Origin of the sequence: Mycobacterium asiaticum, from assembly GCF_001673365.1 — a bacterium.
GTDB lineage: Bacteria > Actinomycetota > Actinomycetes > Mycobacteriales > Mycobacteriaceae > Mycobacterium > Mycobacterium asiaticum_A.
In genome coordinates, this window is record NZ_LZLS01000063.1 from 1 (window position 1) to 21,705 (window position 21,705).

16 protein-coding genes and 1 pseudogene are annotated in these 21,705 nt (G+C 66.8%); 9 read left to right on the forward strand and 8 right to left on the reverse strand.

Annotation, left to right across the window (positions count from 1 at the left end; genetic code table 11):
• A partial coding sequence (locus A5634_RS06500) for a PE family protein (protein WP_155769389.1) occupies positions 1–653 on the reverse strand: 653 nt, incomplete at its 3' end.
• Position 654: 1 nt separating this feature from the next.
• Between A5634_RS06500 and A5634_RS29845 the strand changes: the two are divergent.
• From A5634_RS29845 to A5634_RS06515, 3 genes and pseudogenes are all read left to right on the forward strand, one after another.
• Positions 655–2,118, forward strand: a pseudogene (locus A5634_RS29845) (PE family protein); the annotation flags it as partial.
• A 49-nt stretch (positions 2,119–2,167) separates the two neighbouring features.
• Positions 2,168–3,862 (forward strand): DEAD/DEAH box helicase, encoded by a 1,695-nt coding sequence (locus tag A5634_RS06510; RefSeq protein WP_065143248.1) that lies wholly within the window; start codon positions 2,168–2,170, stop codon positions 3,860–3,862.
• Complete coding sequence (locus A5634_RS06515) at positions 3,859–4,995, forward strand: acyltransferase family protein (protein WP_065143249.1); 1,137 nt, start codon at positions 3,859–3,861, stop codon at positions 4,993–4,995. The genes A5634_RS06510 and A5634_RS06515 overlap by 4 nt, the downstream gene beginning before the upstream one ends.
• Positions 4,996–5,009: 14 nt before the next feature.
• On the opposite strand, the gene A5634_RS06520 is transcribed toward A5634_RS06515, so the two are convergent.
• The 4 genes from A5634_RS06520 to A5634_RS06535 all read right to left on the reverse strand — a co-directional run bounded on the left by A5634_RS06520 (position 5,010) and on the right by A5634_RS06535 (position 9,586).
• Complete coding sequence (locus A5634_RS06520; RefSeq protein ID WP_065143250.1) at positions 5,010–5,606, reverse strand: TetR/AcrR family transcriptional regulator; 597 nt, start codon at positions 5,604–5,606, stop codon at positions 5,010–5,012.
• Positions 5,606–6,841 (reverse strand): cytochrome P450, encoded by a 1,236-nt coding sequence (locus A5634_RS06525; RefSeq protein ID WP_065143251.1) that lies wholly within the window; start codon positions 6,839–6,841, stop codon positions 5,606–5,608. Before A5634_RS06525 ends, A5634_RS06520 begins: the two co-directional genes overlap by 1 nt.
• A 113-nt stretch (positions 6,842–6,954) precedes the next feature.
• The gene (locus A5634_RS06530) at positions 6,955–8,274 is read right to left on the reverse strand and encodes an FAD-binding oxidoreductase (RefSeq protein WP_065143260.1); all 1,320 of its coding nucleotides are present in this window, start codon (positions 8,272–8,274) and stop codon (positions 6,955–6,957) included.
• Between the two features lie 52 nt (positions 8,275–8,326).
• The gene (locus tag A5634_RS06535) at positions 8,327–9,586 is read right to left on the reverse strand and encodes an MFS transporter (protein WP_065143252.1); all 1,260 of its coding nucleotides are present in this window, start codon (positions 9,584–9,586) and stop codon (positions 8,327–8,329) included.
• Positions 9,587–9,647: 61 nt separating this feature from the next.
• Between A5634_RS06535 and A5634_RS06540 the strand changes: the two genes are divergently transcribed.
• The 3 genes from A5634_RS06540 to A5634_RS06555 all read left to right on the forward strand — a co-directional run bounded on the left by A5634_RS06540 (position 9,648) and on the right by A5634_RS06555 (position 12,863).
• Positions 9,648–10,472 (forward strand): uracil-DNA glycosylase, encoded by an 825-nt coding sequence (locus A5634_RS06540; protein ID WP_065143253.1) that lies wholly within the window; start codon positions 9,648–9,650, stop codon positions 10,470–10,472.
• A gap of 2 nt (positions 10,473–10,474) precedes the next feature.
• Positions 10,475–11,593 carry an FAD-binding protein gene (locus tag A5634_RS06545; RefSeq protein WP_216638715.1) on the forward strand — a complete coding sequence of 373 codons (1,119 nt, stop codon included), beginning with the start codon at positions 10,475–10,477 and terminating at the stop codon, positions 11,591–11,593.
• A gap of 238 nt (positions 11,594–11,831) precedes the next feature.
• Positions 11,832–12,863: an LLM class flavin-dependent oxidoreductase gene (locus A5634_RS06555; RefSeq protein WP_065143256.1), complete on the forward strand. Its 1,032-nt coding sequence runs from the start codon at positions 11,832–11,834 to the stop codon at positions 12,861–12,863.
• Here A5634_RS06555 and A5634_RS06560 read toward each other — a convergent pair.
• Positions 12,840–16,880 carry a diguanylate cyclase domain-containing protein gene (locus tag A5634_RS06560; protein ID WP_081290236.1) on the reverse strand — a complete coding sequence of 1,347 codons (4,041 nt, stop codon included), beginning with the start codon at positions 16,878–16,880 and terminating at the stop codon, positions 12,840–12,842. The genes A5634_RS06555 and A5634_RS06560 overlap by 24 nt on opposite strands.
• Before the next feature lie 166 nt (positions 16,881–17,046).
• On the reverse strand, positions 17,047–17,475 hold the full coding sequence (locus A5634_RS06565) for an HIT family protein (RefSeq protein WP_065143257.1): 429 nt from the start codon (positions 17,473–17,475) through the stop codon (positions 17,047–17,049).
• Between the two features lie 68 nt (positions 17,476–17,543).
• Between A5634_RS06565 and A5634_RS06570 the strand changes: the two genes are divergently transcribed.
• The 3 genes from A5634_RS06570 (at position 17,544) to A5634_RS06580 (ending at position 20,927) form a co-directional block, all read left to right on the forward strand.
• Complete coding sequence (locus A5634_RS06570) at positions 17,544–18,935, forward strand: amidase (RefSeq protein ID WP_081290237.1); 1,392 nt, start codon at positions 17,544–17,546, stop codon at positions 18,933–18,935.
• Positions 18,932–20,068 (forward strand): adenylate/guanylate cyclase domain-containing protein, encoded by a 1,137-nt coding sequence (locus tag A5634_RS06575; protein WP_065143263.1) that lies wholly within the window; start codon positions 18,932–18,934, stop codon positions 20,066–20,068. Before A5634_RS06570 ends, A5634_RS06575 begins: the two co-directional genes overlap by 4 nt.
• 289 nt (positions 20,069–20,357) lie before the next feature.
• Complete coding sequence (locus A5634_RS06580) at positions 20,358–20,927, forward strand: hypothetical protein (RefSeq protein ID WP_065143258.1); 570 nt, start codon at positions 20,358–20,360, stop codon at positions 20,925–20,927.
• 3 nt (positions 20,928–20,930) lie between these two features.
• Here A5634_RS06580 and A5634_RS06585 read toward each other — a convergent pair.
• A partial coding sequence (locus A5634_RS06585; RefSeq protein WP_172831640.1) for a sensor domain-containing protein occupies positions 20,931–21,705 on the reverse strand: 775 nt, incomplete at its 5' end.

Below are 21,705 nucleotides of genomic sequence, written 5' to 3' on the forward strand. Positions count from 1 at the left end.
CCCCAGATGCCCCCGGTGCCGCCATGACCGCCCGCGCCTGCGACGCCCACGGTGTTGAAGCCGCCCATCCCGCCGGCGCCGCCGTTGCCGAACAGCCCGGCCGCCCCGCCGTTGCCGCCGGTGCCGGAGAGGTAGCCGGCGCCGCCAGCGCCGCCGTTGCCGAACATTCCCCCGGCCCCGCCGTTGCCGCCGGCGAGGTGGTTGGCGCCTCCGGAGCCGCCGGCGCCGCCGTTGCCGATCAAGATCCCGCCGGGCGCACCATCGGCCCCGGTCCCCGGTGCGCCGTTGGCTCCGTTGCCGATCAGCGGTCGATTGGCGGCCGCCATCGCGGGCGCGTTGACCACGTCGAGGAGTGCCTGTAACGGCGAAGTGTTGGCGGCCTCGGCCAGTGCGTAGGATTCCGCGCCGGCTTGCACGCCGGACACCAGCTGTTCGTGGACGGCAGAGATGTGCGCACTGATGGTCTGATAGCCGCGCGCGTGCGAACCGAACAACGCCGCCAGGGCCGTCGACACTTCGTCTTCGGCGGCGGCCACTAGGTTGGTGGTCTGTCCGGCCGCGAGGACGTTTGCCGCGGTGATCGTTGACCCTATCCCGCTCAACTCTCGCACGGCCAAACCCAACGCCTCAGGCACCACAGTGAGAAACGACATCGGCGTCGGAGGGGCAGGCGGCAATGGCGGGGACGCCGGCGAGTTCGGCACCGGCGGCACGGGTGGCAACGGCGGTTTCGGCAGCAACACCCAGCTCGGCGGCAGCGACGGCACCGGCGGGTCCGGCGGTGCCGGAGGCAACGCCTCTGGCCGATTCGGCTTCGGCGGTGCAGGCGGCGTCGGCGGCGGCGGGACCACCGGCGGTACCGGTGGGGCAGGTGGCAATGCCGGCACCATGTATGGCGATGGCGGCACCGGGGGCGTTGGCGGATTCGGAAACTTCCAGGGCGGAACCGGTGGCAACGGCGGGGCCGCCGGAACCGCATTCGGCTTCGGCGGGGCCGGTGGCGAAGGCGGATATGCCGGTGGGTCACCCGGCTATGGAGGCAACGGCGGGACCGGCGGCGCCGGCTCAATGATCGGCACCGCGGGCAATGGCGGCAACGGGGGTTTGAGCCTGACGGGCGCCACCGGCAGTGCCGGCAGCGGCGGCGCGATCCCCATCGGATCGCTGCAACAGACTCTGGCACCGCTGAATGCACCGAGCGAACTGCTGCTTGGGCGCCCCCTGATCGGCAACGGCGCCAACGCGGCGCCGGGCAGTGGAGCAGATGGCGGGACCGGCGGGTTACTGATGGGATCAGGCGGCGCCGGGGGCTCCGGCGCTTTCGGTCGTCAAATAGCAGGACAGACCGGCGGCAACGGCGGATCGGGCGGCTGGTTCGGCAGCGGCGGAGCCGGCGGGAGCGGCGGCTACGGATACGCGGCCCCCGGCGGCGGAGGCGGTACCGGCGGGGCCGGCGGGATCTTCGGTCTGGGTGGCAACGGCGGCAACGGCGGCGGCTCCAGCGTTACCGGCGGTCCGCTCGCGGGCGTCGCAGGAAATGGCGGCGCCGGCGGGGCTGGCGGACTGTTAGGGGCTGGTGGCAACGGCGGTACCGGCGGCATGGGCACCGTCACCGGCGGAACCGGCGGTGCGGGTGGCGTCGGCGGACAGTTCGCTCCTGGCGGCAACGGCGGTGCCGGCGGCAGCGGCATCCAAACGGGCGGCGCTGGCGGCGCTGGCGGCAACGCCAGCGGGCCCATCGGAAGTGGCGGGCACGGCGGCACTGGCGGGTATTCGGCTCGCGGCACCGGGGGTGTCGGCGGTGCGGGAGGTGACGCCGGCTCGCAATTCGGTTTCGGCGGTGGGGGCGGCGCCGGCGGGCTCGGCGTCAACGGCGGTGCCGGCGGCGACGGCGGCGATTCTGGCCAATACGGTAACGCCGGCGACGGCGGTGCGGGCGGCACCGCATCGCCTGGAACCGGGAAGGGCGGCGTCGGTGGCAGAGGCGGCGACGCCGATCAGACCGGCAACGGAGGAAACGGCGGCAACGGCGGGTACGGCACCACAAACGGCGCCGGCGGAGTTGGTGGCGCTGCCGGAGAGCAAGCCGGCAAGAAAGGCCGCCACGGGCTGAAGTAATCGCCGCAGCGCGGCTTGCACTGCGGGCTTGGCTAGACTCCCTAGTCAAATGGAGCCCCCCGAGACGTTCGCCGACCTGCACATTCATCCCGACGTAGCGCGTGCGATCGCTGCGGTCGGCTATGAGTCGCCGACAGGAATCCAGGCCGCAACCATTCCGGCGCTGATGGCGGGTTCGGACGTGGTCGGTCTGGCGCAGACCGGCACCGGCAAGACAGCCGCATTCGCGCTGCCGATCCTGTCCAAGATCGACGTCGCCAGCAAAGCCACCCAGGCATTGGTGCTGGCTCCCACCCGAGAACTCGCCCTCCAAGTGGCCGAAGCGTTCAGCCGCTACGGGGCACATCTGCCGCAACTCAACGTGTTGCCGATCTACGGCGGGGCTTCCTACGGCGTACAGCTGGCCGGACTGCGGCGCGGGGCACATGTGGTGGTGGGAACCCCCGGCCGGGTCATCGACCACCTGGAACGCGGAACGCTGGATCTGTCGCGGGTCGACTACCTGGTGCTCGACGAGGCCGATGAGATGCTCACCATGGGCTTCGCCGAGGAAGTCGACCGCATCCTGTCCGAGACCCCGGAATACAAACAGGTGGCCCTGTTTTCAGCGACTATGCCGCCGGCGATCCGCAAGATCACCACCAAATATCTGCACGATCCATTGGAAGTCACCTCGAAAGCGAAAACGGCCACCGCCGAAAACATTTCGCAGCGTTACATCCAGGTGGCGGGTCCGCGCAAGATGGACGCGCTGACCCGGGTTCTCGAGGTCGAACCCTTCGAGGCGATGATCGTCTTCGTCCGCACCAAGCAGGCCACCGAGGAGGTGGCCGAAAAGCTTCGTGCCCGAGGGTTTTCCGCGGCTGCCATAAACGGTGACATTGCCCAGGGGCAGCGCGAGCGCACCATCACAGCGCTGCGAGACGGTGGGCCTAAAGGAATCGACATCCTGGTTGCCACCGACGTCGCGGCTCGCGGCCTGGACGTCGAGCGGATCTCGCACGTGCTGAACTACGACATTCCGCACGACACCGAGTCCTACGTGCACCGAATCGGACGCACCGGCCGGGCCGGACGCTCGGGAGCCGCACTGCTGTTCGTTTCCCCGCGCGAGCGACATCTGCTCAAGGCAATCGAAAAGGCCACGCGGCAAACACTTACCGAGGCCACGCTGCCCACCGTCGAGGATGTCAACGCCCAACGCGTGGCGAAGTTCGCCGACTCCATCACCGACGCTCTCGGCGGCAGCGGGATCGAACTGTTCCGCAGGTTGGTCGAGGACTACGAACGCGAGCACGACGTGCCCATGGCCGACATCGCCGCGGCGCTGGCTCTGCAGTCGCGTGACGGGGAGGCATTCCTGTTGGCACCGGATCCGCCGCCGGAACGCCGGGAGCGGCGGGATCGCGACGAACGTCGTGAGAGGTCCGAAAAACCAAGACAGACACGAGCTTTCACCACGTACCGAATTGATGTGGGTAAGCGGCACAAGATCGGCCCGGGGGCTATCGTGGGAGCCATCGCCAACGAGGGAGGTTTGCACCGAAGCGATTTCGGGCATATCGCCATCGGTCCCGACTTCTCCTTGGTCGAGCTGCCGGCGAAGCTGCCCAGGGCGGTGCTGAAAAAGCTTGAACAAACCCGTATCTCGGGTGTACTGATCAACCTTCGACCCGACCGCAAGTCCGATAAGGGTCGGACACCGCGGGACGGCGGCCGGCCACGCCGGAAACACGACCGATGACCCTGTCCAAAGCCGAGGACGCTCAGGGCGGTCTCGAGCAGACCTCCGGCGTCGACCGGGTCGCATCGCTCACCGGTGTCCGAGCCGTCGCGGCGCTACTGGTGGTCGGCACCCACGCGGCCTACACCACCGGCAAGTACACCCACGGCTACTGGGGTCTGGTCGGTTCCCGGATGGAGATCGGCGTCCCGATCTTCTTCGTCCTGTCCGGCTTCCTGCTATTTCGTCCCTGGGTGCAATCTGCCGCCGTCGGCGCCCCCTGGCCGTCACTGACTCGCTATGCCCGGCACCGGGTTCGGCGCATCATGCCCGCCTACGTCGTCACCGTGTTGATCGCCTACGTGCTCTACCACTTCCGCGAGGCCGGACCCAACCCAGGGCACAGCTGGCTGGGCCTGATCCGCAATCTCACCCTGACTCAGATCTACACCGACGGCTACTTGGGCAAGTACCTACATCAGGGCCTGACCCAGATGTGGAGTTTGGCGGTCGAGGCGTCGTTTTACCTGCTGCTGCCGCTGCTGGCCTACCTGTTGCTGGTGTTGCTGTGCCGGCGCCGGTGGCAGCCCAAGGTGCTGGTAGCGGTCATCTCGGCGCTGATGTTGATTAGTCCGGGATGGCTGATCCTGGTGCACATCGATCGCTTCTTTCCCGATGGAGCGCGCCTGTGGCTGCCCACATATCTGGCCTGGTTCCTGGGCGGCATGTTGCTGACGGTGCTGCAGGCGATGGGTGTGCGCAGCTACGGCTTCGTGGCCATCCCGCTGGCGGTCATCTGCTACTTCATCGTCTCCACTCCGATCGCGGGCGCGCCCACTACCTCGCCGAAGTCGCTGCCCGAGGCACTGTGGAAGACCGTTTTCTACACGGTGATCGCCACCCTGGCGGTCGCGCCGCTGGCACTCGGCGACCGTGGCTGGTACTCGCGGCTGTTGGCCAGCAGGCCGATGGTGTGGCTGGGCGAAATCTCCTACGAGATATTCCTGATCCATCTGGTGACCATGGAGTTCGCCATGGTCTACATCGTGCGGGCCCACGTCTACACCGGTCCGATGCTGAACCTTTTCGTCGCCACGGTGGCGGTGACCATCCCGCTGGCCTGGGTGCTGCACCGCTGTACCCGCGTGCGTTAGTTGCCGAGCAGACCCTATTTCGGCACGAAATGGGTGCTTTTAGGACTGCTCGGCACCACGACCGGGGCCACGAACTCCTCGATCATCGCGCGCTCGTCGGCCTCATCGTGGCCAGGGAACATCAGCATCGAGATGATCGCCCGCACCAACCAACGAGCGCGGCGTTCGATGGCGGCCGAATCGGCGGGGCTCAGCGAACTCAGGAAACCCGACATCAGCGCGATGATTACCTCGGACTGTCCGGCCATCTCCCCCCCGATCGGCAACCGACCCGATCCGAACCACGCTGCCAGCGCAGGGTTTTCGCGGACCATCCGCAAGGTGGCGGTAATGCCCGAGACCAGCCGCTCGCGGGGATCTTCAATGCGCTCGATCCGTTGCAGGATCGCAGGCCCGAGCCGATGCGTCTCACGATGCACGTAGGCGGTGCGCAGCGCCTCGCGGCTGTCGAAATAGCGGTACAGCGTCGCGCGGGAACACCCTGCGGCCTTGGCGATTTCGTTCATGCCGACCGAAGTCGCGTCACGCTCGGTGAACAGCCGCTCGGCGGCGTCGAGGATCCGGTCGGCGGCGACCTCGGTGCGCTGTTCGCCCAGCCAGTCGCCCGCCATCAGGTGTTTACCCGAATCGGTACCGACAGCGGACGTCGCACGTAACTGCCGCCGGACCAGACGATGTTGGGCACGTCGACCTCGAAATCCGGGCAGCGGCTGAGCAATTCGCTCAGTGCTACCCGGGACTGCATCCGTGCCGCGGCGGCGCCCAGGCAATGGTGCGCGCCGTGGCTGAAGGTCAGGATGTTGCGCGGACGACGGGTAATGTCGAGTTCGCCTGCGTTGTCACCGTATTGGCGCTCGTCGTGGTTGGCCGAGGCGTACACCAGCAGGACCCGGCGGCCGGCCGGGATGGTGACGCCCTCGACCGTCACGTCGCGCGTGGTGGTGCGGGCCAGGTTCTGCACCGGAGAGGTGACCCGCAGCAGTTCGTCCACCGCGTCCGGGATGAGACCGGGATCGTCCACCAGCAGCTGGCGCTGGTCGGGCCGCTCGTACAGCAAAGGCATTGAGCCACCGAGCATTCCGGTTACAGTGTCGTTGCCCCCGGTCACCATGGTGAAGGTGAAGCCCAGGATCGACAGGATGCCCGCAATGTCCCCGTCCGCGCCGACGCCGGCGGCCACCAGATGCGAGATCGTGTCGTCTTCAGGCTCGGTGCGGCGACGCTCGATCAGCGCGGTGAAGTAGGCCATCATCGTCCCGACGGCCTCCCCAACCGTCTCGAAGGCCGCGGCGATGCCGCCCTCGGCGGTGTTGGCCGCGACGATTGACTGGGTCCAGCCGTCGAACTGCGCCCAATCCTCTTCGGGCACACCGAGATAATGAGCGACGACCATCGACGGCAGCGGCTTGAACAACTCGCTGACGATGTCGCCTTCGCCGCGGGCGCGAATTTTCTCGACGCGTTCGACGACGAACTCGCGCACCTTAGGCTCGACGGCCTCCACCTGCCGCGGGGTGAACCCGCGCGACACCAGTTTGCGGAATGCGGTGTGCTCCGGCGGGTCCTGCATGACCATCGGCGGGTTGTCTCGCAACCCGATCATGTCCAGGTCGCCGTAGGTGACAGTGAGGCCCTGCGCCGAGGAGAACGTCTGGTGGTCGCGCGCGGCCGCCCACACGTCGGCGTGCCGGGTCAGCACGTAGTAGTCCTCGTCGGGGCGTTCCGTCGGCACCACATGGTGCACCGGGTCGTGATCGCGTAGGGCCCGGTACATCGGCCATGGGTTCGGCCAGGTCTCGGCGGTGGCCAGGACAAACTTGACCGGATAAGACAATCTTGCTTTCATGTCTCATTGGTACGACAGCACTCGTGCAATGTCAAACCGCCGAGCGTGAAGCTAGTTTCACGTTCGACGCCGAACGTGAAACTAGCTTCACGCTCGGCGAAAGAAAGACGGGCTCAGATCCCCGAGCCCGGGTTCAAGATGCCCAACGGGTCCAGCGCGTCCTTGATCCGCCGGTTCAGGTCCATCACGTCAGGTCCGAGATAGTCGGCCAACCACGGCCGCTTCAACCGGCCCACCCCGTGTTCCCCGGTGATCGTCCCGCCGAGCCCGACGGCCAGATCCATGATTTCGCCGTAGGCCACCTGGGCGCGCTCGGCCATCGCGGCGTCAGAAGGGTCGAACACCAGCAACGGGTGGGTGTTGCCGTCACCGGCGTGGGCGATCACCGAGATCATCAGGTCTTGCTCCGAAGCAATACGCGCAATCCCGGTCACCAGCGAGCCCAACGCCGGCAACGGCACCCCGACGTCTTCTAACAACAGCGAACCTTTGGCCTCCACTGCCGGAATGCAGAACCGCCGGGCCGCCACGAACGCCTCGCCCTCATCCGGGTCGTCGGTCGAAAACACTTCCGTTGCACCGTTTTCGGCAAACACCGTGGCCATCACCTCGGCGTCCTCGGCACCACCGCGGCCACGTTCGTCGGAACCGGCCACCAGCATGGCCGCCGCCGAGCGGTCCAGGTCCATGCGCAGCGTGTCCTCGACCGCGTTGATCGCCACCTGATCCATGAACTCAAGCATCGAGGGCCGCAGTCGCGCGCTGACCCCCAGCACGGCCTCGACCGCGGCCTCCACCGAAGCGAAGCTGGCCACCACGATGCTGGACGCGTTCTGGGCCGGCAGCAGCCGCAACGTCACCTCCGTGACGACGCCCAGGGTCCCCTCGCTGCCCACGAACAGTTTGGTAAGGGAAAGTCCCGCAACATCTTTCAGGCGCGGACCGCCCAGCCGCACCGCGGTGCCGTCGGCCAGCACCACCTGCATGCCCAGCACGTAGTCGGTGGTGACGCCGTACTTCACGCAGCACAGACCGCCCGCATTGGTGGCGATGTTGCCGCCGATGCTGCAGATCTCGTACGACGACGGGTCCGGCGGGTACCACAGACCGTGTTCAGCGGCGGCCTGCTTCACCTCAAAGTTGAACAGTCCCGGCTGGCATACCGCGGTGCGGGTGACCGGGTCGACGGTGATGTCGCGCATCTTCTCCGTCGACAACACGATCCCGTCATCCACCGCCGTCGCGCCGCCGGACAAGCCGCTGCCGGCTCCTCGCGTCACCACCGCAACCCGATGCGCCGCCGCCCACCGCAACACGGTCTGTACCTCTTCGGTGTGCCGCGGTCGCACTACCGCCAGGGGCTTGCCCGCTGCGGGATCCAACGCACGATCCTGCCGGTAGCCCTCGGTCACCGTGGGATCGGTGACCACCATCCCGTCGGGCAGTTCGGCGATCAGGTCTGCCAGCGCGTCCACCGGGCCGATCCTACGTCGCAGACCGCATCGCAGCCTCGATGGCCGGTTCGGCCACGCGGTCCAGTTCATGCAACGACGGCAGCGGGACGCACAGCACCCCGGTCACCACGATCGGCAACGCCAGTGCGAAAAATGCCACCTGCAGTCCGGCGGCGTCGGTCAACGGGCCGGCCAGCAACAACCCCAGCGGCCCGGCGCCATAGGCCAACGAGGTCATCACCCCCACCACCCGGCCGCGTAGGTGCGTCGGTGCACGGGTCTGCACCACGTAGGCGTAGATCGGTTGGATCGGCCCGTAAACCAGGCCCACCAATCCGACCAGCGCCAGGATCACCGGCAGTGGCGGCAACAAAGCGATGACCGTCGCTGCCACCCCAAGCGTCAACACCGCCGTCAGCATGATGGTGCGCCGCGACACCCGTTGCGCCAGCGCGACGTAACCAAGAGCCCCCACCAGGCCGCCCAGCGAGAGCGCCATCAAAACTGAACCCAGCTGCCCCGGTTGATTGCGGTCGCTGAAGTACTTGGGAAACAGCACGCTTTCCATCGGCAGATACAGCGCGGTGACCGTGAGGTCGATCAGGGCAAGTGTGCGCAGCACCCGCAAGCTCCACACGAACCGCAGCCCTTCGACGATTCCCGACCTCAGCCCGTCCGGGCGGGTGGCGTGCAGCGGCGTACCGGCACCTTCAAGACGCAGCACCGAAATCGCTGCAATGGACAACGCGAACGTTCCGGCGGTGATCCACATCGTGGTGATGCCGCCCACCGTCGCGATCATCAAGCCGCCCAGACCGGGGCCGACCATGAAGGCCAGGTTGAGGATCGCCTCGTAGATGCTGTTGACCCGGTCCAGCGACCAACCCGCCCGGGCGGCCGCTTCGGGCAGCATCGACTGGCGCGCGGTGATCCCGGCCGGATCGAACGCGGCCGCGCACGCGCCCAGCATCGCCAGCACGGCGGTGTTGACCGCATCGGCGCCGAACGCCCACGCCACCAGCGGCACCCCGGCCACCGCCGCTCCCGACAGTGCGTCGGCGACCATCGAGACCCGTCGACGGCCGAAGTAGTCCACCGCGGTGCCGGCCAGCAATGTGGAGAACACCAGCGGCAGCGTCGTCGCGCCGGCCACGATTGACGCCTGTCCAGCGCTACCTTGCCGCTGCAGCACCAACCACGGAAAGGCGACCAGTGAAACGCCGTCGCCCGCGCACGCCATCAGCGTGGCGAACAGGACCAGAATTGCCGGGCCGCGGCTCTTGTTGCGCATCGGATATCGCGGCTGAATCTAGCCCCAAACCGTCATCGCAACCACCGATTTTCTGCTGGCCGTGCAGGATGGTCGTGTGTTTTTCCATCCCCGCACCGGCCGCCCGTTCGATTCCCCGGTGCCGCCGGGCACCGGCTGGCCCGGTGACGTGGCGACGCCGCAGACCCCGGTCGCCGCGGATTCCGCAGCGGCGGCCGCGTTGGCTTGCGAAGCGGGCTCGATCACCGAACTCGACGCCGCCAGCAGCATGTGCCGGGCCTGTCCCCGGTTGGTCGCCTGGCGCGAGGAGGTTGCCGTCACCAAACGGCGCGCCTTCGCCGACCAGCCGTATTGGGGTCGTCCGGTGCCGGGCTGGGGAGCCGAGCGGCCCCGGCTGTTGATCGTGGGTCTGGCGCCCGCCGCGAACGGAGCCAACCGAACCGGCCGGATGTTCACCGGCGACCGATCCGGCGACCAGTTGTACGCCGCGCTGTATCGCGCCGGGCTGGTGAACCAACCGACGAGCGTCGATGCGGCAGATGGGTTGCGGGCCAAGCAGATTCGCCTTGTCGCGCCAGTTCGCTGCGCCCCGCCGGCCAATGCCCCGACGCCGGCCGAACGGGACACCTGTGCGTCCTGGCTGGATGCCGAATGGCGCCTGGTGTCCCCGCACGTGCGGGTGTTGGTCGCATTGGGAGGCTTCGCCTGGCGGATTGCGCTACGACTGGCCGGTGCCGGACCCGGCAAGCCGAAGTTCGGTCACGGCGCGCTGGCCGAGATGCCGTCGGGGGTGTTGGTCTTGGGCTGCTACCACCCGAGCCAACAGAACATGTTCACGGGTAAGTTGACTCCGGCAATGCTCGACGGCGTCTTCCAGGACGCGAAGAGGCTGGCAGGAATCAGGTAATGGTGGAGTCAGTGCTGGTTTCCGGGGCCAGTGTCGCGGGGCTTACCGCGGCCTTTTGGCTGGAACGCAACGGTTATTCGGTCACCGTGGTGGAGCGCTACCCCGGGCTGCGACCGGGCGGACAGGCCATCGACGTGCGCGGCCCGGCGCTGGAAGTGCTGGACCGCATGGGTTTGCGGGCCGCCGCCGAGGATTGCAAGACGCGAATCCGGGGCTCCTCGGTGGTTGATCGCGACGGCAACGAACTGTCCCAGGACACCGAGTCGACGCCGACCGGCGGGCCGATCAACAATGCCGACATCGAGTTGTTGCGCGACGATCTGGTCGAATTGCTTTATGACGAAACGAAATTGAAGACTGAATTCCTGTTCGACGACAGTATCGTCACGCTGGACAACCTCGGACCCGCGGCCGAGGTCACCTTCGAAAATTCAGATCCACGCAGCTTCGATCTGGTGATCGGTGCCGACGGCTTGCATTCCAATGTGCGCAGACTGGCTTTCGGACCCGAAGACCGCTTCATCAAGCGACTCGGGACGTTCGCGGCGATCTTCACGGTGCCCAACTTCTTGGATTTGGACTACTGGCAGAAGTGGCACTACGGCGATAGCACCATGGCCGGTATTTACAGCACGCGCCGCAACTCCGAGGCGCGCGCCATGCTCGGGTTCATGGATCCCGACTTGCGCGTCGACTACCGCGACACCGCGGCTCAGTTCGCCGAGTTGGAACGTCGGATGGCCGACGACGGCTGGATACGGCCGCAACTGCTGGAGTTGATGCGGTCCTCGCCGGATTTCTACTTCGACGAGATGTCGCAGATCGTGATGGATCACTGGTCGATCGGGCGGGTGGCACTGGTCGGCGATGCCGCCTACTGCGCTTCGCCGTTGTCGGGGCAGGGGACCAGCCTTGCCTTATTGGGTGCCACCGTGCTGGCCGGCGAACTCAAATTGGCGCGCACCGACCACGGGCTCGGATTTGCCAACTATTTCAAGCGTTTTCACGCCTACACCGAACGCACGCAGTTCCTGGCCAGCGACAGCATCCCGGGTGGTGCGCCCATCTCGCAGGAGCAGTTCGACCTGATCGTCAACTCCTTCACGTTGCTCAACTACTGATCCTCGGCGTGACGCTCGCCGAGCGTCACGCCAGCGTGGCCGTCGCCGCCTAGGGTCACCCCAATGTGACGCTCGCCGAGCGTCACGCCAGCGTGGCCGTCGCCGCCTAGGGTCACCCCAACGTGACGCTCGCCGAGCGTCACGCCAGCGTGGCCGTCGCCGCCTAGGGTCACCCCAGCGTGACGCTCGCCGAGCGTCACGCGGGAACATCCACCCAGCCAAGAGCGTTGATCAGGTCGTGCGTCTTTCCGTTCTTGATCTGGTGCCGGTGCGCACCGACCAGTCGACCCGGGATGCGCTGGCGGCTACGGTTTCGCTGGCGCAGACCGCGGATCGGCTTGGCTTCACGCGCTATTGGGTCGCCGAGCACCACAACATGCCTTCGGTGGGCGCTACCAGCCCGCCGGTCCTGATCGCGTATTTGGCCGCGCAGACCGAGCAGTTGCGGCTCGGATCGGGTGGGGTGATGCTGCCCAACCACGCCCCGCTGGCGGTGGCCGAGCAATTCGCGTTGCTGGAGGCGGCGGCCCCGGGACGTATCGACCTCGGTATCGGCCGCGCGCCCGGCTCCGACCCGGTCACGTCGTACATGTTGCGCGGCGGCCGCGACGACACCGACATCGAGAATTTCCCCCAGTACCTCGACGACGTGGCCGCGCTGATGAGCGCTCGCGGGGTGCGGGTGGAGTTGCGCTCAGGGGATTACACCCTCAAGGCCACGCCGGCCGCGACCAGCGAACCGCGGTTGTGGCTGCTGGGGTCGTCGATGTACTCGGCGCATCTGGCCGCCGCCAAGGGTCTGCCGTACGTGTTCGCCCATCACTTCTCGGGCCAGGGCACCGAGGAGGCGCTGCAGCACTACCGGCGAAATTTCCGGCCCAGCGACTTGGCTGAAGAGCCGGTGACGTTCCTGACGGTCAATGCTGCGGTAGCCGAAACACGGGACGAGGCAACGGCATTGATGCTGCCCAACCTGCAGATGATGGCGCGCTTGCGCACCGGACAGCCGCTGGGGCAGGTGCAGTTGGTCGAAGATGCTCAGCAGGCCACGTTGACGCCACAGCAGCAGCGCATCGTGGACAGCGGACTGCAGCGCGCAGTCGTCGGCTCACCCGCCGAGGCCGCTGAGCAGGTGCGTGCTCTGGCCGAACGGTTCGGCGTGGACGAGGTGATGGTGCACCCGGTGGCGTCCGCTCGCCGCGGCACTGACCCAGCGACGGCACCCGCCCGGGTGGCCACCCTGGAGTTACTGGCCAAGGAATTGTTCTGATTCGGTGACGCGGTCTCGCCGCACCTTGCTCGAAGCGTGATCAGGCGCGTTGTCGCGTATCCAGTTCCGCAGGTCATTGGCCGGCAACGGCGGGGTGTGCACGAACCCTTGGGTGATGGTGCAACCGTACTGGCGCAGTGCCCGCAACGTGGCTGCGTCTTCAACGCCTTCGGCAACCAGGTCGGCGCCGAGGCTTTCGGCGAGCGCCACTGTGGACCGCACGATGGCCACCGAGCGCGGATCCTGCGCAAGCCGCGCCACGAACACCCGGTCCAGTTTGAGCTCGTCGACCGAAACGTCTTGCAGCCGCGCCAATGACGACCATCCGGTGCCGTAGTCGTCCAGTGAGATGCGGACACCGAGGCGCTGCAGCGCGGCGACGGTGTTGCGGGACCGCGCCGAGTCGACCAGCGTGCTCTCGGTGATCTCGATAATGAGCTCGTCGGCGGGCAAACCATGGGACTGCAGGAGTTGGGCTACGGTGCTGACCAGATCGAGGTCGAGCAGGTTCGTCGTCGAGAGGTTTACCGCGACGGTCAGCGGCATGCCGTGTTCGCGCCAGGACTGAACCTGGTCGAGGGCAAGGTTGACGGTGCGGTTGGCTATCTTGCGCATCAGTCCGGCGCGCTCTGCCGCGGGCAGAAATTCTTCGGGTAGCAGCAGGCCCCGGCTGGGATGGTGCCAGCGCAACAGCGCCTCGACACTGTGCACGCTGCCGTCAGCTGCGTTGATCTTGGGCTGGTAGTGGCACGTCAACTCGGTCCCGTCGGCGAGCGCAGCCCGAAGCTCCTCGATCAGGTTGGGGTCGTTCTCGCGATACAACTCGAAAGCCGAGTCGTACACCGCGATCTTGCCTTTGGCGGATCTGGCGTGCGGAAGTGTCATCTCGGCGTGGTTGAGCAGTTCCTGCGGATGGTCGCAGTGGTCCGGATACAGCGCAATGGCGATGCGGGCATCCACCTGAACTGTCATCGGGTCCAGAGCGAACGGCTCGCTCAACGCTTCGAGCAAGCGGCCCGCTTGGGCCCGTGCCGCAACGAGATCCGCTCCCTCGGCAAGTAGTATCGCGAATTCGTTCTCGCCGGCTCGAGCCAGCAGGTCTTCGCGACGTACGTTCTGCGACAGTCGATTTGCGACCTGACAGAGCAATTCGTCACTGAAGCGGATCCCGACCGAGTCGGTGAGTTCGGTGAACTCGTGGAGCTGTAGCAGCAGCAACGCCCGGCGGGCCGGCGCCCGGGTGGTCAACGACGGTGCGATAACGGGACCCGATGGCCGAGAGACCGGCACTTCGGTCAGCGCCGTTGCTAGCGAGCGACGATTCGGCAGCGTCGTCAATCCGTCGGTCATGGCCAGCTTGTGGCTCTCGGCCAGCATGGCGACTTCCCGGAAGGTCACCGAGAACCGGGCCGCGACGGCGATCAGGCTCAACGCGGCCAACGTTGGGGCAACAGGTGATTGGTGGCTCACGGCGGTCACGGACAACGCGACGATGGTGCATGCCACCGGGGCGGCGTAGGCGCCGAGTCCACGTTTGGCCAACGGCGGTGTCGAGGACCAAGCCGTCCAGGCGGCCGTCGCGATGAGTAGAGCAGAAACCGGCCAGAAAGCGTCGAGCATCGTGCCGACCCGGTAGTCGCTGGCCGCGGTCTCGAACAAATATGCCGTGTCGGCGGCAGCGAACAAAAAGAATCCGAGCACCAGCAGTCCCCACCGGAACTCGTTGCGCCAGCCCAGGATTGGCAGCATTCCGGCCGCCAGCGCCAACAGGATCAGATCAGACCACGGATAGATCAGGCCGACCAGTACGGTGGCCGGGGCGCGCATGGTTGCGGCGTGTATGGGCCCGGCCGTCAGCGCCGCGGCGACAGAGGCCATGGCCAGCCCGCACACCAGCGAATCGAGTCGGATCGAGACGGGCACCCGTTTCAGGCGGGTCCGCATAAGCAGCAATAGCCCGGCGTAGGCCAGTGGGTAGAAGGCCAGATAGGCCGGGTCGGCAATCGACGGTGACTGACCGTCGGGCACCCACTTGGCGTAGATGACGTCGCCCAGCGCCGAAATCGCGGTGCCGAGCGCGATGACCGTCCACGCCGCACGATCCGTGCGGACGCGGTAGGCGCGATAGCCGATCAACGCGGCCGCAAACAGGTTCAACGCCGGGTAGAACACGTTGGCGAAGAACGGGGAGTGATCGGCGGTGGGGTGCGGTAGGCAGGTCGCCGCAAAGACCAGTACGCCAATGGCCAAGAGGCCCAAGCTTATTCGGACAGAGATCGGTGGCCAGCGCATGCCGGATGGCAGGTCGGGTGGTTCGTCTGGCGACGACTTGGCCCCGTCAGCGCGCAGGGCGGCAAGCGGTTTGATGGTCCGTGCCAGTGCGGCCGCATTCGCCGAGCCGGCTGCACCGAACGCGCCGGGGCCGCGCCGGCCGTCGTCGAACTCGGTTTCGAGGATGCTCGGCAGCCCTGATATGGACGAGTCGGCCAGTTCGGGCACCGCGTAGGGGAGCGGGAGATCCGGCACAAAGCTGCGGATGCATTGTCCGCCTTCGCGTTTGGCGGCGTACATGGCCAGGTCGGCGTGTCGGAGTAGCTCGTCGACGGTGCAGTTCGAGTCGCCGGCGGCCACCGTGAACCCAATGCTGGGGCGGACCGTCAACGGAACGCCGTCGATCACGATGGCAGTGTCGAAGGACTCCAGGACGCGTTGTGCGGCCGCGTGCGATTCCTCGGCCGGACCTTCGATCAGCACCGCGAACTCGTCGCCGCCAAGGCGCGCGACCGTGCCGTTCTCGGACAACGCGGCGGTCAGCCGCCCGGCGACCCGGACGAGAAGTTCGTCACCGGCAGGGTGGCCCAGGGCGTCGTTGACCGATTTGAAGTTGTCGAGATCCAGGCACATCACCGCGATGGGGGTAGCTTCTTTGTTCCGACGGGAGACGGCCTGCTCCAAGGTGTGCAGGAAATTGGCGCGGTTGGCCAGCCCGGTCAGGCTGTCCCGGAACGCTTCTCGGGCCACTTCGGTCAGCAGGCCCTGATTTTCGACGAGCACCACCAGTTGCCGGGCCAGCACGGCGGCGACCAGGACGCCCAATCCGGCCAGCAACGGCCCGTGCCGCATCATGCGTAACGCGTGACCAAGGCCGACCACGGCGGCCAACACCAGCGGCAGATAAGGCAGCCACAGCCGCACCCGCGAAGAGATCTCGTCCTGAGTGGTCACGACGCGCGGTTCCCGCACGCTGACCAGGCCCGCCAACGCCAACAATCCCAAGCCGGCCACCCGGCTCACATCGACCAGGTCGCCGCTGTGGTAGCTGCCGACTCCGGTCTGGAAGAGCACCAGCATGTCGGCCAGCATGATGGTCGTGACTCCGCCGGCGAGCAGGGTCAGGCTTCGCCGCCCGCTGGGCTGGCCGCGCGACAAGATCAGGATCGCAGTCGTCATGAGCAAGATGTCGGCGACGACGTGCACCACTGTGGTGGGCCGCGAGCGGCTGTTGGTGCGAAGCAGTTCGTCCAACACGAATACCCACGCCGCCACGAACAGCGAGGTGGCCACGATGACGCCGTCCAGCACCAGTCGCCGCATGTTGTGCCCGTCGGTGTTCGACAGCAACAACATGCAGGCGAAGACGCCGATCGGATACAGCAGCAGCACGATCTCGGTCGCGGCAGGGTGACTGGCGTGCTCTACTTCGGGCCGCACGTCCAAGACCGCCCAGATGACCTCGCCTACGCCCCAGCCCGTCAGCGCGATCACGAGCGCCAGCCAGCCGGCCCGCCGCCGTCCTTCGGAGTAGCGAGCGGCGCGGGCTGCACAGGAGGCCGTGAAGGCCAGGCAGAGCACCGTCACCACCTGAACGGCGGGTCGGGTCGCATACGGACCCTGCCAACCCCAGATCGAGGAGGCGATAACCAGCGCCGCGGCCAGCGCATATCCACCGACCACGGCACCACTGACTCCCATGGTCAGCGTGGTGAACGGGCAGGGCTTTCCCGTCCAGCGCTTCATCTTTCGCTCCAGCTCGCAGCCCGCACTAAAAACGGCGAACTACCCGGAGCTTCACCGCCACGCCTTCATAGGATAGACCGCTACCCCTGGCTATGGACTGACTTTCGGTATGTTATTGACGCAAATTCAGTACCGATTGTCCAATTATTGCCACGAAGGCCCACGTTTACGCGGTTGCCGCGCCCCGATTCAGTGCGTCGCGCAGGATGCGCCCGGTGTCCTCGCGGTCCGGGTCCCGCCGTATCAGCAGTCCTTTAGCCACCGACAGCTTGTCGCCGTTGCGCCGCGGCAGCACGTGCAGGTGAATGTGCGACACCGTCTGGAAGGCCGCGCGCCCGTCGTTGATCCCGATATTGGTCGCGTCGGCCAGTTCGGTCGCCTTGGCCGCCTGCGCGATGCGCTGTCCGAGGGTGATCATCCCGGCCAGCGTGTCGGGCGGCGTGTCCGCGAGGTCCACGCTGTGCTCTTTGGGAATCACCAGGGTATGACCGCGGGTGAACGGTCGGATGTCGAGGATCGCCAGGTAGCTGTCGTCTTCGTAGATCCGGACGGCAGGAGCTTCCCCGGCGGCGATCGCACAGAACACGCAGGACATGTCGCCACCGTACTTCTCCGGTCCCAAGCAACCGCGGGCGCCACTGCGGTGCGGGATACGCTGCGGCAGTGGACACCAGCGATCTCGCTTTCGCCGGCGCGGCCGAACAGGCACGGATGCTGGCTGACGGTGAAGTCACCGCTCCGACGCTCCTCGAGATCTATCTGGAGCGGATCGAACGGCTGGACAGCGAGCTGCGTTCCTACCGCGTGGTGCGGTACGACGCCGCGCGCGAAGAGGCCGAGAAAGCCCAGCAACGCCTGGACGCCGGCGAGCGGCGGCCACTGCTGGGTGTGCCGATTGCGATCAAGGACGACGTCGACGTCGCGGGTGAGGTAACGACCTACGGCAGCGGTGCGCACGGGCCGGCCGTGACCGCTGACGCCGAGGTGGTCCGCCGACTGCGCGCCGCGGGTGCGGTGATCATCGGCAAGACAGCGGTGCCGGAACTGATGATCATGCCCTTCACCGAGTCGCTGACGTTCGGAGCCACCCGAAATCCCTGGAACCCGCGGCGCACGCCGGGCGGCAGCAGCGGCGGTAGCGCCGCTGCCGTCGCGGCGGGGTTGGCCGCGATGGCACTGGGTTCCGACGGAGGCGGCTCGATCCGCATCCCGGCCACCTGGTGTGAATTGTTCGGGCTCAAGCCGCAGCGCGACCGGGTCTCATTGGAACCGCATGACGAAGCCTGGCACGGTCTCAGTGTCAACGGACCGATTGCGCGCTCGGTGCGCGACGCGGCGTTGCTGCTGGACGCGACCAACACGGTGCTTGGTCCCGAGGGCGAGTTCGCCGCCGCGGCGGCACGCCAGCCGGGACCGCTGCGAATTGCGTTGAGCACCAAGGTCCCAACCCCGATGCCGGTCAGGGTAGGCCGGGCCCAGTTGACCGCGCTCGAGCAGGCGGGCGCGTTGCTTCGCGATCTCGGTCACGACGTGGTCGATCGCGATCCGCACTATCCTCCGGCCGCGATTCTCGCGAACTATCTGCCCCGCTTCCTGCGTGGCATCAGCGACGACGCGGACGCCCAGGCCCATCCCGAGCGGCTCGAACCACGTACCCGATCCATCGCGCGGCTGGGTTCCTTCTTCTCCGACCGGCGCATGGCGGCTTTGCGCGCGGCCGAGACGGGGCTGGACACGCGGATCCAGTCGATCTTCGAGGACGTCGACGTGGTGGTCACGCCGGGCTGCGCCGCCGGGCCGTCCCGTATCGGCGCGTATCAGCGTCGGGGCGGGGTTTCCACGCTGTTGCTGGTGGCGCAGCGGGTGCCCTACCAGCAGATTTGGAATCTGACCGGCCAGCCGGCCGCCGTGGTGCCGTGGGACTTCGACGACGACGGTCTGCCGATGTCGGTGCAGCTGGTAGGCCGACCGTATGACGAGGCGACGCTGCTGTCGCTGTCCGCGCAGATCGAAGCTGCCCGTCCGTGGGCACACCGCAGGCCGCCGGTCTCATGACACCCGACGACCTAGACGATTTAGACGACCTAGACGACCTGCTCGAGGGGCTCGAAGGCCAGGCGCGGGTGGAGCGCGCCGAGCTGGTGCGGTGGCTGCTTGACGAGGGCATCAGTGCCGAGGAGATCCGAAACACCAACCCGCCCTTGCTGCTGGCTTCGCGGCATCTGATCGGCGACGACGGCACCTACGTGTCTGCGCGCGAAATCAGTGAGCGCCACGGCATTGACTTGGAGCTGCTGCAACGTGTGCAGCGGGCCGTCGGCCTGGCCCGCGTGGACGATCCGGATGCGGCCATCCACATGCGCGCCGACGGCGAGGCCGCCGCGTATGCGCGGCGGTTTGTCGACCTCGGGCTCGATCCCGACCAGGTGGTGGCGGTGGTGCGGGTGCTCGCCGAAGGCTTATCGCATGCGGCCGAAGTCATGCGGTACACCGCGCTGGCGGCGATCATCCGACCGGGTGCGACCGAGCTGCAGATCGCGCAGGGATCGAAGGCGCTGGTCAGTGAGATTGCGCCGCTGCTCGGCCCGATGATCCACGACATGTTGCTGATGCATTTGCGGCACATGATGGAGACCGAGGCGGTCAATGCCGGCGAGCGAGCAGCGGGCAAGCCGCTGCCGGGCGCGCGTCCCATCTTCGTCGCCTTCGCCGACCTCGTCGGGTTCACCAAGCTCGGCGAGGTGGTCTCGGCCGAGGAACTGAGTCAGCTCGCGGGACGGTTAGCCGACCTTGCCCGTGATCTCACCGCGCCGCCGGTGCGGTTTATCAAGACGATCGGCGATGCGGTGATGTTCGTCTGCCCCGCGCCCGCCCCCCTGCTGGACACCGTTTTGAAGTTGGTGGAATCGGTGGACACCGACAGCGACTTCCCGCGGCTTCGGGCTGGGGTCGCCTCCGGTATGGCGGTCAGCAGGGCCGGCGACTGGTTCGGCAGTCCCGTCAACGCGGCGAGCCGAGTTACCGGGGCGGCGCGTCCGGGCACGGTGCTGGTCACCGAAGCGGTCTTCGAAGCCGTCCGCGAAGGCGCCGATTTCAGCGGCTCTTTCGTCGGCGCGCGTCGCCTCAAGGGCATCAAGAGTGAAGCCAAGTTGTTTCGGATTCGGCGGGGCTCGTCCAGCTCTGATTAGCAGCGCCGCGCACATGGGCAGGCCCGGCGTGACTCGTTGGGTGCGTTGCCGACTCCGTCTTACGCGGGTCTGACGCGGCCGGTTCTCACCCTTCTTCCGGCTCTTGAGATTCGGTCACTTCCGGGCCTGCTTCGCTACTAAAAATACAACTGCGAAGCACTCAGGGCAACGCTTTTGCGCGGGTCAGCTACCCGCGGAGAGCCTGGCGTACGTCGGGGCCCGAATTTCGCCGCCGGCGAAACAGGGCGAAAATACTTGCTAACACCTATAACGGTGTAATCATGTAATCATGAACCTACATCATCATGGACGGCGTCACGGCCGTCCCGGCGGTTGGCAGCAAGCTGAGCAACCCGACGCCAGCGGCGCCGCGGAGTGGTTCGCCGGTCGGCTGCCTGAATCCTGGTTCGACGGCGACCCGGCGGTCATCGTCGACCGCGAGGAGATCACCGTCGTAGGAAAGTTGGCCGCGTCGGGCGGTGCCGACGAAAGCGAAAGCTCCGCACGGGCCGAGGGGCGGGTCTCCCGATTCCGCGAAGAAACCCGGGCCGAACGAATGGACATTGCCGAAGAAGCGCAGGATCGCTACGGGCGCAAGGTTTCCTGGGGCGTGGAGGTAAACGGTGACCGGGTTCTGTTCACCCACATCGCGGTGCCGGTGATGACGCGCCTCAAGCAGCCGGAACGCCAGGTTCTCGACACCCTGGTCGACGCTGGCGTCGCGCGATCGCGTGCCGATGCGCTGGCCTGGTCGGTGAAGCTGGTCGGTGAGCACACCGAGGAGTGGCTGGCCAAGTTGCGGACCGCCATGTCGGCCGTCGACGACCTGCGCGCGCAGGGCCCGGACCTGTCCGGCTAGCCGCTAAGTTTCTTCATCGGCCTTGGCGACGATTTTGTCGACAATCTGGGCGCCCTGGTTGGTGATCTGAAATCCGCACGCCTTGACGTCGACGACCACGTTGTTCGTCACGCCCATGGCCCGCTGGCACTCCCAGCCGTTGGCCCCTTCCTGAGTCATCGACAGCGTGATTTTCGGGGATTGACCCTGCAGCTCGCCCAGTGTCCACCGGAAGGTCTTGCTCTTACTGGTGACCGTGATTTGCTTACCGGCGCAGTTTTTCCATTTGCCGACCTGCGTTTGCAGAAACTCGTCGGCCTTGTCTGTCGTCGGGAAGGTAACCGCGGCCTGGTTGGCCCAGTGGTCGTAGTCATCGCCCGGCTCGGACGACACCAAGCTGCTGATCCCGGTGTACCCGGTACCGGAATACGTCGGCGCCTGGCTGGTATACATCGTTCCCTGGCAGTCCATCAACGACAGACTCGCCGGCGAGGAATCCACCGACGTGATCGGCTTGCCGGGTTGCATCGTCGATGAACCCATCACCGAGTTGATCTCTGAGGAACTGAGCAACAGCGAACTCAGGCGTTCCTCCGAGATGAGCTTCTTCTTCTTGACATCTTTCTTGTCCGGGATCACCGCCCAGACGATGATCCCGCCGACGACGAGGACCAACACCACGGCTACGGCGGCCACTATCGGCCACGGGTTGCGCTTCGGTGCCGGATGCGGTCCCTGGTTCCAGGCCGGCACTTGGGCCGGAATGGGTCCGGACTGCGGCGGCGCGGGGGGTCCGCCG